The sequence below is a fragment of the Stenotrophomonas sp. Sm6012 genome (assembly GCF_030985895.1).
GTDB classification, from domain to species: domain Bacteria; phylum Pseudomonadota; class Gammaproteobacteria; order Xanthomonadales; family Xanthomonadaceae; genus Stenotrophomonas; species Stenotrophomonas forensis.
The window spans coordinates 1-14,906 of sequence record NZ_JAPTFX010000009.1 but is presented as its reverse complement, the minus strand read 5'-3'; the positions used below and the strand labels follow the sequence as shown (position 1 = coordinate 14,906).

General features: G+C 67.9%; 14 protein-coding genes and 1 pseudogene. 7 read left to right on the top strand and 8 right to left on the bottom strand.

Annotation, left to right across the window (positions count from 1 at the left end; translation table 11 throughout):
• Positions 1 to 84: 84 nt before the first annotated feature.
• A complete protein-coding gene (locus O0J73_RS03205; protein WP_197563208.1) occupies positions 85 to 975 on the bottom strand; it encodes an AraC family transcriptional regulator in 891 nt (296 codons plus the stop codon).
• Between the two features lie 106 nt (positions 976 to 1,081).
• On the opposite strand from O0J73_RS03205, the gene O0J73_RS03200 reads away from it, so the two are divergent.
• The gene (locus O0J73_RS03200) at positions 1,082 to 1,618 is read left to right on the top strand and encodes a carboxymuconolactone decarboxylase family protein (protein WP_197563206.1); all 537 of its coding nucleotides are present in this window, start codon (positions 1,082 to 1,084) and stop codon (positions 1,616 to 1,618) included.
• Between the two features lie 39 nt (positions 1,619 to 1,657).
• Here O0J73_RS03200 and fdhD read toward each other — a convergent pair whose 3' ends face one another.
• Positions 1,658 to 2,506: a formate dehydrogenase accessory sulfurtransferase FdhD gene (gene fdhD, locus O0J73_RS03195; RefSeq protein ID WP_197563204.1), complete on the bottom strand. Its 849-nt coding sequence runs from the start codon at positions 2,504 to 2,506 to the stop codon at positions 1,658 to 1,660.
• A gap of 245 nt (positions 2,507 to 2,751) precedes the next feature.
• On the opposite strand from fdhD, the gene O0J73_RS03190 reads away from it, so the two are divergent.
• The 3 genes from O0J73_RS03190 to O0J73_RS03180 all read left to right on the top strand — a co-directional run bounded on the left by O0J73_RS03190 (position 2,752) and on the right by O0J73_RS03180 (position 6,053).
• Entirely contained in the window at positions 2,752 to 5,037 is a 2,286-nt protein-coding gene (locus tag O0J73_RS03190) for an FdhF/YdeP family oxidoreductase (RefSeq protein ID WP_308307974.1), read from the top strand.
• Positions 5,038 to 5,062: 25 nt separating this feature from the next.
• The gene (locus tag O0J73_RS03185) at positions 5,063 to 5,398 is read left to right on the top strand and encodes a hypothetical protein (RefSeq protein ID WP_308307973.1); all 336 of its coding nucleotides are present in this window, start codon (positions 5,063 to 5,065) and stop codon (positions 5,396 to 5,398) included.
• Positions 5,399 to 5,513: 115 nt separating this feature from the next.
• Positions 5,514 to 6,053 (top strand): DUF411 domain-containing protein, encoded by a 540-nt coding sequence (locus tag O0J73_RS03180; RefSeq protein WP_308307972.1) that lies wholly within the window; start codon positions 5,514 to 5,516, stop codon positions 6,051 to 6,053.
• A gap of 45 nt (positions 6,054 to 6,098) precedes the next feature.
• On the opposite strand, the gene blaL1 is transcribed toward O0J73_RS03180, so the two are convergent.
• From blaL1 to O0J73_RS03160, 4 genes are all read right to left on the bottom strand, one after another.
• Positions 6,099 to 6,971 (bottom strand): L1 family subclass B3 metallo-beta-lactamase, encoded by an 873-nt coding sequence (gene blaL1, locus O0J73_RS03175; protein ID WP_308307971.1) that lies wholly within the window; start codon positions 6,969 to 6,971, stop codon positions 6,099 to 6,101.
• A 95-nt stretch (positions 6,972 to 7,066) separates the two neighbouring features.
• Positions 7,067 to 9,490: a TonB-dependent receptor gene (locus O0J73_RS03170; protein WP_308307970.1), complete on the bottom strand. Its 2,424-nt coding sequence runs from the start codon at positions 9,488 to 9,490 to the stop codon at positions 7,067 to 7,069.
• An 80-nt stretch (positions 9,491 to 9,570) separates the two neighbouring features.
• Entirely contained in the window at positions 9,571 to 10,422 is an 852-nt protein-coding gene (locus tag O0J73_RS03165; protein ID WP_197563194.1) for a FecR domain-containing protein, read from the bottom strand.
• Positions 10,419 to 10,943: an RNA polymerase sigma factor gene (locus O0J73_RS03160; protein WP_197563192.1), complete on the bottom strand. Its 525-nt coding sequence runs from the start codon at positions 10,941 to 10,943 to the stop codon at positions 10,419 to 10,421. The genes O0J73_RS03165 and O0J73_RS03160 overlap by 4 nt, the downstream gene beginning before the upstream one ends.
• Before the next feature lie 203 nt (positions 10,944 to 11,146).
• Here O0J73_RS03160 and O0J73_RS03155 point away from each other — a divergent pair, with 203 nt between their 5' ends.
• From O0J73_RS03155 to O0J73_RS03145, 3 genes and pseudogenes are all read left to right on the top strand, one after another.
• Complete coding sequence (locus O0J73_RS03155; protein WP_006447934.1) at positions 11,147 to 11,413, top strand: hypothetical protein; 267 nt, start codon at positions 11,147 to 11,149, stop codon at positions 11,411 to 11,413.
• 9 nt (positions 11,414 to 11,422) lie between these two features.
• On the top strand, positions 11,423 to 12,595 hold the full coding sequence (locus tag O0J73_RS03150) for a low temperature requirement protein A (RefSeq protein WP_308307969.1): 1,173 nt from the start codon (positions 11,423 to 11,425) through the stop codon (positions 12,593 to 12,595).
• An 86-nt stretch (positions 12,596 to 12,681) separates the two neighbouring features.
• A pseudogene (locus O0J73_RS03145) lies at positions 12,682 to 13,023 on the top strand (EamA family transporter); the annotation flags it as partial.
• Positions 13,024 to 13,086: 63 nt separating this feature from the next.
• Here O0J73_RS03145 and O0J73_RS03140 read toward each other — a convergent pair.
• Together O0J73_RS03140 and O0J73_RS03135 are read right to left on the bottom strand one after the other, a co-directional pair.
• Positions 13,087 to 13,728, bottom strand: a complete 642-nt coding sequence (locus tag O0J73_RS03140) for a response regulator (RefSeq protein WP_308307968.1) — start codon at positions 13,726 to 13,728, stop codon at positions 13,087 to 13,089.
• On the bottom strand, positions 13,721 to 14,776 hold the full coding sequence (locus O0J73_RS03135) for an ATP-binding protein (RefSeq protein ID WP_308307967.1): 1,056 nt from the start codon (positions 14,774 to 14,776) through the stop codon (positions 13,721 to 13,723). The genes O0J73_RS03140 and O0J73_RS03135 overlap by 8 nt, the downstream gene beginning before the upstream one ends.
• Between the last annotated feature and the right edge of the window lie 130 nt (positions 14,777 to 14,906).

Below are 14,906 nucleotides of genomic sequence, written 5' to 3'. Positions count from 1 at the left end.
TGGTCGGCTGCTCTTCGGCCAGGCCACGAAACCCCTGCGCTTCGCGCGATAGTCGACCAGCGGTCGACTCTACCCCTTACCCATTTACCCAGCCTGCGCTGCGCTCGCGGCCAACCACGCCCGTGGCGACGCCCCCAGCCGCTTGCGGAAGGCCTTCGACAACGACGCGGTATCGGCAAACCCCACCTCGATGGCGACCTGCTTGACCGCCACGCCCGCACGCAGCTGCGCGCAGGCCAGGCTCAGCCGCCAGTCCAGCAGGTAGCTCGCGGGTGTCGCCTGCATCACCTCCTTGAACACTGCCGCGAAGGCGCTGCGCGACATGCCGGCGGTGGCCGCCATTCGCGGCAGCGTCCATTCGTGCTGTGGCGCCTGGTGCATTGCGACCAGCGTGCGCGCCAGCCTTGCATCGGACAGGCCGCGCATCAGCCCATCGCTGACACCCGCCGCATCCGGGTGATCGACCACCCAGCGCAGGATCTGGATCAACGCCACTTCGAACAGGCGGTTGGTCAGCAGCCGTGAACCACAGCGTTGGCGATCAGCCTCGGCAAACAGCAGGTGCAGGGTGTCGTCCAGTTCGCTGATCGCAGCCAGCGGCACCACCATCACCGGCGGCAGTGACTGCACGATCGGATTGCGCGCACCACCATCGAAATCCAGCGTGGCGCAGGTGAAGTCCGGGCCCTCCAGCGGCGCGTTGTGGAACACGTGGTGCAGCGGCTGCGGGTACAGCAGCAGGCTGGGGCTGTCGATCTTCAGTCGTGGCAGTGCGGTATCGCCATCGGGATGGCGGACCTCCATCTCGCCCTGGCGAAGGATGTGCAGGAATGCGCGCCCGGGCTGCGGCTCGAAGACATGGCGTCCACACAGCGGCCCGCTGTGGAACAGCGCGGCCTGCACGCGGAAACGCTCCAGCAGCGAGGACAGCCGGTCAGGCGCGGAGGCATCTGTCTGGATTGCAGAAGCGTTCATGGACGAATGGACAATACAAGCGGCCGATATGGCCTGATGTGTCCATGGAGTCTACCTAGGATGGCCGGGTCGTCCAATCCCGGGCGCTTTCCCAAGGAGATCCTCCATGTCCCGTGTCCCCCTGATCGATGCCTCCGCCACCACCGCCAACCGCCAGGCCCTGCTGGGCCAGGTGCATGCCGCCTTCGGTGCCACCCCAGCGATGTTCCGTGCCGTGGCCAATTCCCCGGCCGCGCTGCAGAGCATGTGGGGGGCGTTCGGCGCGCTGGGCGCTGGCCGCCTGTCACCGTTGCTGGGCGAGCAGATCGCCGTGGCCATCGCCAACCGCAATGCCTGCGAGTACTGCCTGGCCGCACACACCGCGCTGGGTCGCAAGGCCGGCGCCAGTGGCGAACAGATGGCCGCCGCGCAGATCGGCCAGTCCAGCGATCCGGCCACGGCCGCCGCACTGGACTTCGCACTGAAAGTGGTCGAGCAGCGCGCACAGATCACCGATGGCGATGTGCAGGCGCTGCGCGCAGCGGGCTTCGACGATGAGCTGATCGTCGAAATCCTCGCCCACGTGGCACTCAACCTGTTCACCAACTACGTCAACGTAGCGTTCGACGTGCCGGTGGATTTCCCGAAGGTGGCGCTGCGCTGAGGCATGCCTCGGCCGGGGGCAAGGTGCTCCCGGCCGGTATCAGACCGCCGTGTCGTCGTCCGCCTGCAACCGTTCGGGATGGGTGTACACGTTGAATCCGTTCTCGCGCGCGAACCCGACCAGGCACAGCCCGGCGCTTCGGGCCAGGTCGATCGCCAGCGCGGTCGGCGCCGAGACCGCGGCCAGTACGCTGGCGCCGGCACGCACCGCCTTGCTGACCATCTCGTAGCTGGCGCGGCTGGAGATCACCAGCAGGCCGCCGTCGATGACGTGTTCGTTGTGGTGCAGCGCGCCGATCAGCTTGTCCAGCGCATTGTGCCGGCCGACATCCTCGCGCACCCAGCCGATCCGCCCGCTGGCGTCGGCCCAGGCCGCAGCATGGGTGGAACCACTGACTTCGTTCATCGGCTGGTGCTGCGACAGGGTGGCCAATGCCCGTTGCAGCGCGGCATGCGGATAGGTGCGGCGTCCGCGGATCTGCGGCAGCGGACGCAGTACGTCCTCCAGTTGGCGGGTGCCACACAGGCCACAGCCGCCACGGCCGGGCAGCAGGCGCCCGTTGGCCGGGTCCAGATCGGCGCCGGGTGCGTCGTCGGTCACCGTCATCTGCAGCTCGATGCCCTCCAGCTGGGGCCGCACATCGATGGTCAACAGCTGCGACGGCGCAGTGATCAATCCTTCGCTGAGCGAGAAGCCCAGCGCGAAGTCCTCCAGGTCACACGGGGTGGCCATCATTACCGCGAAGGCGGCGCCGTTGTAGCGCAGCGCGACCGGCACTTCCTCGGCCACCACGTCGACCTGCTGCTGTTGCCCCTCGCTGCGCCAGCGCTGCATCGGGCGCTGGGCCGTGCCGGCAGGCGGGGTGTGCGGCGGGGTCGAGTCAGGCATGCAGCGCATCCGGGCAAGGGAGAAACGCAGGTGGTGGACCACCCACGGCATCGAGAATAGCGCAGTGGCCGAGCGCTGACGCGGCGGTAACCGTTGTCATGAAACGCTTCGCTGCAATCGGTTCCAGCCTCTGGCGCAGCCGCATGGACCGTGTTTGACTGTAGGGCTTGGCGAGCGGCCGAAAGGCAGCACGCCCGCACTCCGCGCCGTTCTGTTGTTGCGTTCCTCCCGCCAGGTTCCCGAACATGTCCGAGCAGAAGCCGCCGCGCTACAAGCCCTACAACCAGCCGGCCGGTGGCTGGGGTGCCGCCGGCGCCACCGCCAAGGTGCTGCTGCAGCAGAGCGTGATCGGCAAGGGCTCGAAGGCGCTGCTGGCGATGAACCAGCCGGGCGGCTTCAAGTGCCCGAGCTGTGCGTTTCCCGATGCCGACGAGCGCAGGAAGCTGGAATTCTGCGAGAACGGCGCCAAGGCGCTGGCCTGGGAAGCCACCCAGTTCCGTGCCGGTCGTGAGCTGTTCGCGCAGCACACCGTCACCGAGCTGATGGCGCAGACCGACTACTGGCTGGAGATGCAGGGCCGGTTGACCGAGCCGATGCGCTACGACGCGGCCACCGATCACTACGTGCCGTGCAGCTGGGACGAGGCCTTCGCGCTGATCGGCCGCCACCTGCAGGCGCTGGACAGCCCGCACCAGGCCGAGTTCTATACCTCCGGCCGCACGCCCAATGAAGCGGCGTTCCTGTACTCGATCTTCGTGCGCGAGTTCGGCACCAACAATTTCCCGGACTGCTCGAACATGTGCCACGAGCCGACCAGCCGTGGCCTGCCGCCGGCCATCGGCGTGGGCAAGGGCACCATCGTGCTACAGGACTTCGAGCATGCCGAGGCGATCTTCGTGATCGGCCAGAACACCGGCACCAATTCGCCGCGGATGATGAGCAATCTGGTCGAAGCGCGCAAACGTGGCATTCCGATCGTGGCCGTCAATCCGATGCCAGAGCGCGCGCTGATCCGCTTCGCCGAGCCGCAGGACGTGGTGCAGATGGCCACGCTGGGTTCCACCGAAATCAGCAGCGAGTTCGTGCACATCCGCATCGGTGGCGACCTGGCGCTGATCAAGGGCATGATGAAGGTGATGTTCGAGCGCGAGGCGCAGGGCGAGCGTGTGCTCGACCACGACTTCCTGGCCGAACACACCGTGGGCCTGGATGCGCTGCGCGACGATGTGATGGCGCAGGACTGGGACGATCTCGTTCGCGTTTCCGGCATCTCCGAAGCGCAGATCCGCCGCTGTGCGGAGATCTACATCCGCTCCAACGCCACCGTGATCTGTTACGGCATGGGCCTGACCCAGCACCAGTACGGCTCGCGCCTGCTGCAGCAGGTGGCCAACCTGCTGATGCTGCGCGGCAACTTCGGCAAGCCCGGTGCCGGCATCGGGCCGATCCGCGGCCACTCCAACGTGCAGGGTGACCGCACCGTCGGCATCGACGAGAAGCCCAAGCCGGCCTACCTGGACCGCGTGCAGCAGGTGTTCGGCTTCGATCCGCCACGTGAGCACGGCCACCATGTGGTCGAGTCGATCGAAGCGATGCTGGATGGCAGCGCCAAGGTGTTCATCGGCCTGGGTGGCAATTTCATCCATGCCGTGCCCGATACGCCGCGTGCCTATGAGGCGATGCGTGGCCTCGAGCTGACCGTCGGCATCGCCACCAAACTCAATCGTGGGCATCTGGTGCATGGCCGCGATGCGTTGATCCTGCCGGTGGTGGCGCGCTCGGAACGTATCGTGACGCCGGCCGGCGAGCAGTTCGTCACCATCGAGGATGCGATGTCGAACGTGACTGCTTCGCGCGGTGTGCTGGAGCCTGTCAGTGCCGAGGTGCTGCCGGAGGTCGAGATCGTCTGCCGCATGGCGATGGCAACGCTGCCTGGCAGCAAAGTCGACTGGGCCGCGTGCATGCACGACTACGCCCCGATCCGCGACCTGATCGCAGCGGTGTACCCGGAGATCTACACCGGCTTCAACCAGCGCATCCAGCAGCCGCATGGCTTCCACCTGGATATTCCGCCGCGCCGCCGGGTGTGGCCCACGCCCAATGGCAAGGCCAACATCCTGCTGATGCCCGGCCTGGACGTGGACGAGCCGGTGGATGACCCCGAGATGCTGCGGCTGGCCACGGTGCGCTCGCACGACCAGTACAACACCACCATCTACAGCTACAACGACCGCTACCGCGGCGTGTACAACGATCGCATGGTGCTGTTCATGAACATCGAGGATCGGCTGGCGCGCGGGCTGCAGAAGGAAGCGCAGGTCAGCCTGGAGACGATCAGCCGCGATGGCGTGAGCCGGCGCATCGATGGCCTGACCGTGCTGGACTACCCGATGCCGCGCGGCGCGCTGGCCGGCTACTACCCCGAACTGAATCCACTGCTGCCGCTGGACTACTACGACCGGATCAGCGGCACCCCGGCGGCCAAGTCGATTCCGGTAAGAATGCGTGCGATGGCGGCGGCGACGGCCTGATGCGCGCATCGGCTATCATCGACGCGTGAACCTGCCTGGCCTGCTGCTGCGATGGATGCTGCTTGTTGCCCTGGCGCTGAATGCACCGGCGCTGGCGCTTGCGTCGTTGCCGGATGCATCGGTGCCTACAGCAGGGCATTGCGTCGCCCCGCATTCCACTGCCATGGACGGATGCTGCGACGAAGCGGCATCAACGCTCTGCGCAAGCGGTGAGTGCGAATGCCCACCGGCCTGCCTGGGCATGCTGGCCACGTTGAATGGAACGCCCGCGTCGCCCTGGCGCGAGGCGCCTATGCCGTTCAACGCGGCGCAACGCGCGCCGCCGCCTTTGCCGGACCCGTTGCGGCCACCCATCGATTGATTCCTGCAGGCGCGCAAGCGCCTGCCATGGCTGCTCATTCTACTTACGACCCTGCCTGCGCCATTGATGCGCCGGTGGCGGGCGGTACTGCCCGCATCTGCAAAGGAATCAACCCATGAACCGTTCTCTCTCCCTCGGCCTGCTGCTGGGCACCGTGCTTGCCACCGCCGCCTGCGCACGCGCTGCTGAAGACGCCAGCGCTGCATCGCCTGCAGGACAGGCCCCCGCGGCACCCGTCACGGCCAGCCCGGCCTCGATCGATCCGGCATTGCCGATCGCTGTCGTGCACAAGACCGCCAGCTGCGGCTGCTGCGGCATCTGGGTCGACCACCTGAAGGCCGAAGGCTTCCAGGTGGAGGTGCGCGATACCGATGACATGAACCCGATCAAGGTCCGGCTGGGTGTGCCGGCCGGGAAGGGCTCCTGCCACACCGCCGAGATCGGCGGCTACGTGGTCGAGGGCCACGTGCCCGCCGAGGACATCAAGCGCCTGCTGGCCGAGCGCCCGGCGGTGCGCGGCCTGGTGCTGCCGGGCATGCCAGCCGGTTCGCCGGGCATGGAGATGCCGGATGGCTACGTGCAGCCGTACACGGTCGAGCTGGTGCGCACCGATGGCAGCATCGAGGCGTTCGCCGAGCATGGGCAGGAAGGCTGACGCCGATAGAAGCACGGGTGGGGCGGCAGTGTTGCCGCCTCACCCTCAGGGGCGCGCTTCCGCCTGCTTGGCCAGCTGCGCGTTGAACTTCGCTTCGGCGTCATCCGCGTAGGCCTTGCAGGTCAGTGCATTGGCACCTGCCTTGCTGCCGGCGGCATAGTCCCAGTGGCTGGCGCCCGGGTGTGGCGTCAGCAGCAGGTCGCAGGGCAGGCCGCGCACGGTGGCGAAGCTGCGCGTGTAGTCCTCGATCAAACGCGGATAGCGGACGTTGCCACGCAGCTGGTAGCCCGGCGCGCTCAGGCTGTCGGCATAGGCGATGCGCACCGGCTTGCCATCGCGCGTGTCGGTCCAGGTCCAGGCCGTGCTGCCCGGGGTGTGCCCGGGCATGAAGTGCGCGGTGAAGGCGATGCCGCCGACGGTGACCACCTCGCCATCCATGACGATGCGGTCGGCGCTGGCCGGCGGATAGGTGATGTCATCACCGAAGTGCAGGTCATCACTGCCGCCGCGCGCCAGCAGGACGGCTGACTCTGCGTTGGCCACTACGCGTGCACCGGTACGGCGCTTCAGTTCCGCCACCGGCCCGGCGTGGTCGGCATGTGCATGGCTGAGCAGGATCAGCCGCAGGTCCTGCGCTGCCACGCCGCGCGCCTTCAGGTTGTCGAGCAGGTGGCCGGCCATCTGTGGCATGCCGCCGTCCAGCAGCACCGCGCCTTCGCTGGTCTGTACCAGCAGCGCGGTCAGGTTATCGGTGCCGATCTGCCAGGTGTGGTCGGCAATCTGCAGCGGTGCCATCGGCTTCAGCCAGGACGCATCCACGGTGTATGCCCGCAGCTGCGGCAGCGGTGTTTCGGCGGCCGCCGCGTGGGCGGCCGGCAGTGCAGCAGCCAGGGTGAGGGCGAGCAGGGAAGAGCGCATGGTCCAGGTCCGCTTGAAGGAGGCCCAGAAACTAGCACGGGCCTCCTTCATCGCGTTCCGCATAGATTTCATGGCTCCCATAAGGGCGCCATGGATCAGTAGCGGTACTGCCAGCCCAGCGTCAGCACCCGCCCACGGCCGGAGAAGTAACTCGGGTTCGACGGCGTGGTCTGCGAGTAGTAGCTGATGTACTGCCTGTTGGCCAGGTTCTGCACGCCCAGGGTGAAGCTGTGCTTGTCCAGCGCATAGCGCGCGACCAGGTCCACGGTGGTGTAGCCCTTGAACTCGGCTACCCGCGCGCCCTGCAGGTCGAAGTCGCGGTCGACTGCGCGGCTGGCCTGCAGTCGCGTGCTCAGCTGCGGCGTCCAGTTCTGCTCCCAGAACGCGGTCAGCCGGTTCGGCGCGATGTTGACGCCGGCCAGATCGCTGTCGAGGCGGCCATCGAGGTTGGCATCGTAGCGGCCGTTGGCGCGTGCGTAGCCCAGGCCGAGGCGGCTGTCGCCGAGGCGCAGGCGCAGGTTGGTCTCGAAGCCTTCCACGCGGGTGGCCTGGCGCTGCACCGCGTAGGCGTCGATGCCCGGGTCGTAGACCAGTACCGAGCCGAGCTTCGATTCGGAGGTGTAGTAGGCGATGTCACCGCTGAAGCGGCCATCGTCGTACTCCAGCCCGATTTCGCGGTTGTCCGACACGACCGGGGACAGGTCGATCAGGCTGTCCACGCGCTGGCCGTCACGGTTGATCGCGCGCAGCACGCGGCCGACGTCGGCCACCGTGTAACCCTCCGAGTAGGAGGCGTACGCATTGAGGCGATCATTGAGGTACCAGACCGCGCCGAAGTTGGGCAGGGTCTCGCTCATGGACGGCTTGCCGCCGGCCACCTTGCGCGCGCCATAGCGGGGCAGGGTGGTGTAGTCGCCGACGTCCAGCTCGCCCTTTTCATAGCGCACGCCGCCGGACAGCATCAGGTGGTCGGTCGGCCACCAATGCAGCTGCAGCAGCGGTGACAGGCTCTGGTAAGTGGTCTGCGGCACCCAGTTCATGCCACTGGCCAGCAGCACCTGGTGGGTGCGGTCGCGCAGGCCGTCCAGGCCCAGGGTCACGTCCAGCGTGGTATCGGCGATGCGGGTCCAGCTCTGGGTCAGCTTGAAGCCGCGCTTGTCCGATTCGTTCTGGGTCTGGTCCCACGCAGCGTTGGCGCCGGTGTTGCCCCACGGGTCCCATTGGCTGGCGCCATAGCGGCCTTCGAAATCGACCGCGAACGCCTGCGCCTGGAAGCGGCCACCGAGCAGGTCGGCAGCGCTGTAGTCCAGGGTCAGCGAGCGCGAGCGGTTCATCGGCGGCTCCAGCGGCGTGTCACCGCGCACCGAAATCGTCGGCCGGCCGGTGCGGTAATCACCGTTGACCGCCAGGTAGTTGTCCAGCCCGCGCAGTTCGTAGCGGTTGGCCATCACCTGCAGCCGATGGCCCTCGGCAATGGTCCAGCCGAGTTTGGCGAACACGTTCGACGAGGTCGAATCCATCAGCTCGCCCTGTGCATTGGTGCCGATCGAACGGCCCTCGCCATCATGGAACAGGCCTTGTTTCTCATAGGCCAGGCCGGCGACCAGGTCGAACTGCTCACCGCGCACACCGACCAGCGCAGAACCGCGCTGGCCACTGTCATCGCGGCGGCTGGGCAGGGCGCTGCTGTAGCTGATGTGGGTGTCAAGCAGGAATGCACCGGGCTCGCTGGGCGCGCTGCGGGTGATGATGTTGACGATGCCGCCGGTGCCGCCGATGCCCTGCAGCGCGTTGGCACCATGGATGACCTCGATGCGTTCGATCATCGCCGGGTCGATGGTGTGCGAGTCACGCGAGCCATCGCGCAGCGGCGTCGACTGCGGTACGCCATCGACCATGTACAGGATGCCGCGGCCACGCATCGTTTCGCCGTAGTTGGACATCTTCTCGCGCGCCGGCGCGAAGGCCGGAATCTGCGAGGACAGCACGCGCGAGACGTCCGAACCCAGCGCCAGCTGCTGCACGATGTCTTCGCGGGTCAGCACGGTGATGGTGTTGGGCATGGCGGTCTCGCCCTGCGGCATGCGCGCGGTCGAGGCCGATACCGTGACGCGGGCCAGTGAGGTCGGTGTCGCAGCCGCAGGCGCGCGCGCCGGGGCATTGGCCTTTGCCGGCGCTGGCGCTGCCGCGGCGCTGACCACGAAGACGCCCGGCGAACGTTCCTGCAGGGCCAGGCCCTGTCCCGCCAACAGCCGCTGCAGGGCGTCGCGCGGGGTGTAGCGGCCATCCAGCGCCGGGGCCGTGCGGCCGCTCACGCTGTCGGCGGCGAACAGCAGCTGGATGCCACTCTGCCGCGCCAGTGTGTTGAGCGAGGACTGCAGCGGGCCGGCGGGCAGATGCAGCTCCATCGGTGCAGGCGCGGCGGCGTGTGTGGCAGTGGGCAGGGCAGCGCAGAGGCAGGCGGCGAGCAGGGAGGGCGCCAGCCGACGCAGTGCGGCGGGCGAAACAGGGCGGGTCATGCGGGGTCCTTCTGAGGGGTTCACGCACCTGCCGGATGGGGCGGCGCGCAACCCACCCTTGCCGAGGTGATCAATCGCGATCAATCGCGCCTGCGCAGGTGCAGGCTGCCATCGGCGGCGGCGTGTACCTGTACCGGCAGGATCTCCGGCAGCAGTGCCACGGCGGTGTCGGCGCGGTCGGCGTCGAACACGCCGGACACCTGCAGCGGGCCCAGGGTGGGGTCATCCAGCACGATCGGACGGTCGTGATAGCGCTGCAGGATCCGCAACACCTCCACCAGCGGCAGCCGATCGAACTGCAGCCGCCCGGTGGTCCAGTCGGCCGGGTCGGTGTCGATCGCCTCGGGCGGAGAGATCGACCCCGGCTGCGCCAGCAGGCGCTGGCCGGGCTTCAGGCGCTGCTCGGCATCGCTGCCCTCGGCGCGTACCCCCACCTCGCCGCGCCACAGGGTCACTTCGCTCAGATCGCCCTGGCGATCCACATCGAACACCGTGCCGTAGTTGCGCACGTGCACGGGCCCGGCATCGACCTCGAAGCGTCGCCATGCGGAATGCTGCACCTGGAAGCGGACGCGCCCCTGGATCAACACCACCTGCCGTGAACGCAGGTGGCGACGCACCTGCAGGTGGGTGCCGGCATCGAGCAGCAGGTGGCTGCCGTCGGCCAGATCGAGAGCGCGGCGTTCGCCTGCCGCCGTGCGATGGTCCTGCACCTGCCAGGCCGGATCGACCAGCAACAGCGCGCCGGCCATCAGCGCCAGTGCGGGCAGCACGACCTTGGCGGCACGGCCGCCGCGACGACGCTGCAGCGTTTTCGGATCCGGCAGCGGAAACCGTTCCTTCAGCGCATCGCGATGCTGGTCGAGCAGTTCATCGGTGGTGGCAGCCTGCGACGGCTGCGGCCGCGTGGGAGGCCCGGGTGTACGCCTCATTGCTGCATGGCCTGCCGGCGGCAGTCGGCCATGGCCAGGCGCAGGTGGCGTTCCACCGCCTTCAGGCCGATACCCATCCGCAGCGCGACCTCGGCCTGGGGCAGTGCGTGGATCTTGTGCAGGATGAACACCTGCTGGCGCCGGCACGGCATGCGCTCGATGGTCGCGCTCAATTGCTGCAGCGCCTGCAGGCCCTGGGCCTGCTGCTCGGGCCCGGGCCGGGGGCAGGCATCGTCCGGCAGCTCGGCTCGCGCTTCCACCCAGTGCCGGCGCAGATCCTCGGCGCGGCAGCGATCAACCGCCGCGTCATGCGCGATCCGGCGCAGCAGCGCGATCGGCTGCCGTGCATCGTGCAGCGGCGGGCGCTCCAGCAGGCGCACGCAGACGTCGTGCACCACCTCGCGGGCCAGCCCGGGCGAGCGGAAGCGGCGGCGCAGGTAGTCCACCAGTTCCTCGTAGTGGCGCACCAGCGAAGACACCAGCGGCAGCGCGGGCGGGTGAGGCGAGGGCAGCTGGGACATCCGGACCGGCAACAGGGGGTGAAGGGCGGCCGCAGGGAGGGCATCCCTGCACGATGACGCAATACTAATGGGAACTGTTCGCGTTTGCTATGTGCCGGCAGCCATTGATTGTTCGCAGCGGCTGGAGAGTGAAACCACGATCATCGGCTGGAGCGCAGAATCGGCGCGGGCTAGCCTGCCTGCAGGCCCAAGGAGATCGTTATATGCATGTGCTTCTGGTGATCACCGCCGGCGTCCTGCTGCTGGGCGTGTTCCTGCTGTTCGGCCGGCTCTGGAGCGTGGGCAGCCCGCAGCTGCCTGCCGCGCTGATCGCGTTCATCGCCACCTGGCTGCTGGTATCGGTGGTCAACATGTGGATAGGGGTCAGCAAGGCCGGCTACAGCGTGCGCGAGGAACTGCCGATCCTGTTGCTGGTGTTCGCCGTGCCGGCACTGCTGGCGGGCCTGCTGTACTGGCGCCTGGCGCGCTGAAGGCCGGCCATGAGCACCCGACTGCGCCTGCCCGCGCTGCGCCATCGCGATGGCCACCATGCCCGCGTGACCTACGAAGAACTGTTCTTCGACCTGGTCTATGTGTTTGCGGTCACCCAGCTCAGCCACCACCTGCTGCACCACCTTGATCTGGCCGGCGTGCTGCAGACCCTGGTGCTCTGGTTCGCGGTCTGGCTGGGCTGGCAGTACGCCTGCTGGGTCAGCAACTGGTTCGACCCGCAGGCGCCGCGCATCCGCGGCCTGCTGTTTGCCACCATGCTGCTGGCGCTGCTGATGTCTTCGTCCATTCCCGAGGCGTTTGCCGACCGGGCCTGGATGTTCGCGGGGGCCTACGCCACGATGCAGGTGGGGCGCACGGCTTTCGTCCTGTTCGAGGTCGGTAGCAACCATCCGCTGGCCCCCAACTTCCGCCGCATGCTGGCCTGGGTCAGCGTTTCGGCGTGCTTCTGGCTGGCCGGTGCCGCGGCCGATGGCGCTCTGCGCCTGGCGTTGTGGGCGGTGGCGGTGGCCTGCGAGTACATCTCGCCGATGTTCGGTTTCGCGTTTCCGGGCATGGGCCGCTCGCACACCCGCGACTGGACCATCGAGGGCGGGCATCTGGCCGAGCGCTGCCAGCTGTTCGTCATCGTGGCGCTGGGCGAAACCCTGCTGGCCACCGGCGGCGTGCTCAGTGAAGTCGAGCACTGGAGCGGCGAAGTGGTCTCGGCGGTGCTGGCCACGTTCGCCGGCACGATTGCCATGTGGTGGCTGTACTTCGGCATCTCCAGCCGCGATGCCACCGAGGCCATCACCCATGCCGAAGACCCCGGGCGGATGGGCGCCAACTTCCGTTACGTGCACGCGCTGCTGATCGCCGGCATCATCGCCACCGCAGTGGGCAACGACCTGGTGATGGACCACCCGGCGGCGGCCGTCACCACGGTGTACGCCACCGTGATGGTGGCGGGCCCGCTGATCTATCTGCTGGGCAGCGCGCTATACAAGCGCGTGGTCTACGGGCACGCGCCGCGTTCGCACCTGTTCGGTGCCGTCGCGCTCGGCGTGCTGGGCGTACTGTTGCCGCAGACCCCTCTGCTGGCCGCCGGCTGGCTGACCAGCGCGGTGCTGCTGGCGGTGGGGCTGATGGATGCACGCGTGAAGCGCCGCCTGCAGCGCACCTGATCCACAGCTGGTACGGCACGGCTTGCGCCGGCAGGCGATGGGAGTAGCGTTGTCGGCAGGGCTCTTCGACGCGGGAGTGGCGCGACATGCAGAATGTTCCCCAGTGGCTGGTCTGGGCCGGATTGTCGGCGTGTTTCGCGGCGCTGACCGCGCTGTTCGCCAAGATCGGCGTCAAGGGCGTCGACTCGGACCTTGCCATGGCCATCCGCACCCTGATCGTGGCGGCGGTGATCCTGCCGCTGGTGGTGGTCACCGGCAAGTGGTCCAACCCGCTGCTGCTGCCGGGGCGCACCCAGCTGTTCCGGGTGCTCTCCTCCCTGGCGACCGGCGCCTCATGGCTGGTCTACTTCCGCGCGCTGCAGAGTGGTGAACTGGCCAAGGTCGCGGTGGTCGACAAGTTCAGCGTCGTGCTGGTGATCGTGCTGGCCACCCGGAAATAGCGCAGGCGGAATCCGGGGCGATGCTGCCGACCGCCCTGCCTTGCTGCGGGGTCAGGGCGTGCCCGCCTGCAAGCGGTCGTACATCCGCACCAGATCGACCAGATTGCGCGCGCCCATCTTGCGCATCACCTGTGCGCGACGCACCTTCACCGTGATCTCGCTGACCGCCAGGTCGCCGGCGATCTGCTTGTTGAGCCGCCCGCGCACCACGCCATCGACCACCTCGCGCTCACCGGCATTGAGCGTGTTCCAGCGCTGCTGCAGGGCATCGAGTGCCTCGCCGTCACGGCGGCGCTGGCGGTCGATCTCGATGCCCTTGTGGATCGCATCCAGCAGCTCCTGGTCACGGAACGGCTTGGTCAGGAACTCGATGGCGCCGTCCTTGATCGCGTTCACGCCCATCGCAATATCGCCGTGGCCGGTGATGAACACCACCGGCAGCTGCAGGCCATACGTGCCCATGCTGCGATGGAACTCCAGCCCACTCTGGCCGGGCATGCGCACATCCAGCACCAGGCAGGCCGGTGCATCATCCAGTTCGTGGTCCAGGAACGCCTGGCTGGAGGCGAAGGCCCTTACCTGCAGTCCCATCGAAGCCAACAGATCCTCAAGCGCCGCGCGCACCGAGGGGTCGTCGTCGATCACGTAGACGATCGGTGTCGGATCGGCAACCGGGGCAGTGGGCTTACGCATGAGCGACATCCGTGGCGATGGGCAGGTCGAAGACGAAGCAGGCCCCGCCGCCGCTCGGGCGCTCGGCGCGGATCTGGCCGTCGTTGGCTTCGATCATCGAACGGCTGAGGCTGAGGCCGAGGCCAAGACCGTGCGACTTGGTGGTCCAGAACGCATCGAACACACGCTCGGGATGGTCGGCGGGGAGGCCGACACCGCGATCGCGCACACTGAGGCTGATCCGCTGGCCGTCGCGCTGGGTCAGCAGCGACAGGCGCCTGTCAGCGGCAGGCACTGTTTCCATCGCGTCGACGGCATTGAGGATCAGGTTGCCGATCACCTGCTGCACCTGCACCCGGTCGGCCTGCACCGGTGGCAGGTCGGCATCCAGCAGCAGCGCCACCGCCACGCCATGCCGATCCAGCTCGCTGCGCGACAGTGCCAGCATTTCTTCCACCGCCTGGTTCAGATCGAAGGCACGTCGCTCCGGCGCAGCACCCTGGGTCAGGCCGCGGATGCGCGCGATCACGTCGCCGGCGCGGTGCGCATCGGCCAGGATGCGGGCCACGGTCTGCCGCGCCTTGTCTACGTTCGGCGGGTCCTGCGCCAGCCAGCGCTGGCAGGCCTCGGCACTGCTGGCGATGGCCGCCAGCGGTTGGTTCACCTCGTGCGCGATGGAGGTGGTCAGCTCGCCCACGGTGGACGCGCGCGCGACCCGCAGCAATCGCCCTTGTGCTTCCTGCACCGCCGCCTTGGCCGCTTCCATGTTCAAGGCCAGGTAGGTGGTGATGCCGATCACCAGCATGCCGATCACCGAATTGACCAGGCCGATGCGGTAGGTGCCGAAGCGGGTCAGGAAGAAGCTGAGAGCGGTCAGCGCGATGCAGGCAAGAGCCAGCGCGATCAGCCCACGTGCGCTCAGCACGCGCGAGGCGGCGAGGATGACCGCTGCGTAGAAACACGCCGCCGCAACGGCGTAGTCGGTGACGGTGTCGATCAGGAAGATCGCCGCCATCACGACGATCAAGGCCAGCAGCACCAGCGGGCGACGAGGTGACAGCGATGGCATCGGGACAGCTCCCTGGCGTGGGCGGAAAGGATAGCAAAGCGGGCATGGGTCGGTTGCCGACCGGTAGTGCCGGCCGCTGGCCGGCATCTGCAGGGTCTCCCCGGAGTTCATGAGGTTGCCGGCCAGCGGC

Coding starts and splice junctions, on each gene's coding strand:
- blaL1 (WP_308307971.1), bottom strand. CDS start 6,971: ATGCGCTCTTCCCTGCTCGCCCTCACCCTGGCTGCTGCACTGCCGGCC.
- O0J73_RS03150 (WP_308307969.1), top strand. CDS start 11,423: ATGAGCACCCGACTGCGCCTGCCCGCGCTGCGCCATCGCGATGGCCAC.
- O0J73_RS03205 (WP_197563208.1), bottom strand. CDS start 975: ATGAACGCTTCTGCAATCCAGACAGATGCCTCCGCGCCTGACCGGCTG.
- O0J73_RS03155 (WP_006447934.1), top strand. CDS start 11,147: ATGCATGTGCTTCTGGTGATCACCGCCGGCGTCCTGCTGCTGGGCGTG.
- O0J73_RS03200 (WP_197563206.1), top strand. CDS start 1,082: ATGTCCCGTGTCCCCCTGATCGATGCCTCCGCCACCACCGCCAACCGC.
- O0J73_RS03135 (WP_308307967.1), bottom strand. CDS start 14,776: ATGCCATCGCTGTCACCTCGTCGCCCGCTGGTGCTGCTGGCCTTGATC.
- O0J73_RS03140 (WP_308307968.1), bottom strand. CDS start 13,728: ATGCGTAAGCCCACTGCCCCGGTTGCCGATCCGACACCGATCGTCTAC.
- O0J73_RS03165 (WP_197563194.1), bottom strand. CDS start 10,422: ATGAGGCGTACACCCGGGCCTCCCACGCGGCCGCAGCCGTCGCAGGCT.
- O0J73_RS03160 (WP_197563192.1), bottom strand. CDS start 10,943: ATGTCCCAGCTGCCCTCGCCTCACCCGCCCGCGCTGCCGCTGGTGTCT.
- O0J73_RS03170 (WP_308307970.1), bottom strand. CDS start 9,490: ATGACCCGCCCTGTTTCGCCCGCCGCACTGCGTCGGCTGGCGCCCTCC.
- O0J73_RS03190 (WP_308307974.1), top strand. CDS start 2,752: ATGTCCGAGCAGAAGCCGCCGCGCTACAAGCCCTACAACCAGCCGGCC.
- O0J73_RS03180 (WP_308307972.1), top strand. CDS start 5,514: ATGAACCGTTCTCTCTCCCTCGGCCTGCTGCTGGGCACCGTGCTTGCC.
- fdhD (WP_197563204.1), bottom strand. CDS start 2,506: ATGCCTGACTCGACCCCGCCGCACACCCCGCCTGCCGGCACGGCCCAG.